Origin of the sequence: Pseudomonas meliae (genome assembly GCF_001400515.1) — a bacterium.
In the GTDB taxonomy this organism is placed as follows: Bacteria; Pseudomonadota; Gammaproteobacteria; order Pseudomonadales; family Pseudomonadaceae; genus Aquipseudomonas; species Aquipseudomonas amygdali.
Genome location: NZ_LJQT01000381.1, coordinates 1 through 855 on the forward strand (window position 1 = coordinate 1; position 855 = coordinate 855).

An 855-nucleotide genomic window follows, 5' to 3' on the forward strand; every position below is an offset into this window, starting at 1 on the left:
TTGTCTACACCCTCCTAGGCGAGAAGAGCAGAAAATGTACGAGCGGTCGTTCGTCGGCATCAGGATGCCTAGGACCTGCGCGTCAGTATGCTCAAAATCTACTGGAAAATAGGTAACGTTCAGTTACTATGGCAACATGGGAGGTCAGTTGTTATAATTTTCTATTATTCTGAAATCTCGACCTATTATTGAAAAATGGTTTTTGAAATATGGCTAGTTTAAAGTTGCGTAAATGGCTTAAAAAAGTGTTATACGGGCTTTCCAATTCGCTATGGCGTTAGGGTTTGTCAGTATTGCGATTGCGACCGCTTATAAGTTTATTGTAGAGGATGTCTCTCTTACATTTGTTAAGCCCTTCGGTAGATACTATGTGTTTGAGCTTGAAAACGAATCTCCAAGTGATCAAGTAATAGAAAGCTTCGAAGTAGTATTTCCTGCTGGTCAACCTTTGGTCGCTCGTACAACGCGTGACATATATGCAAACGAATCTGACTCCGGTAAGGTCACCCTTCCGGGCGGAAATTCGGGTTGGATTCCTACCGTAGAATTTACGGAGCTAAATGGCCAGATTGTTGGTGCGAACAAAAAGAAAAAATTTAGGCTTCCTCCTGCCAGTAGTATTGATTATTTACGATTGGAGGCTGCTATTTTTGATGTTAGTTATCGAACACACCCGACAAGCAAACTTCTGAAAAATATCGATGCAGGGCTCAAGTGGTTAGGTTTGAAAAATACAGAAACCAAGATTCGGTATATTATGGTAGATAATAATTGGTTTCCAACGGCGTCGACTTCGTTGAATGAAGCATTGAGGCTGGCCTGCAGAGATGATCGATCGTTAGGGAGACGCTGAAC

At 42.0% G+C, this 855-nt stretch carries 1 protein-coding gene; it reads left to right on the plus strand.

Annotated elements, in window-relative coordinates:
* Nucleotides 1–271: 271 nt before the first annotated feature.
* On the plus strand, nt 272–853 hold the full coding sequence (locus ALO64_RS17915; protein ID WP_054991771.1) for a hypothetical protein: 582 nt from the start codon (nt 272–274) through the stop codon (nt 851–853).
* The last annotated feature ends 2 nt before the right edge of the window (nt 854–855 follow it).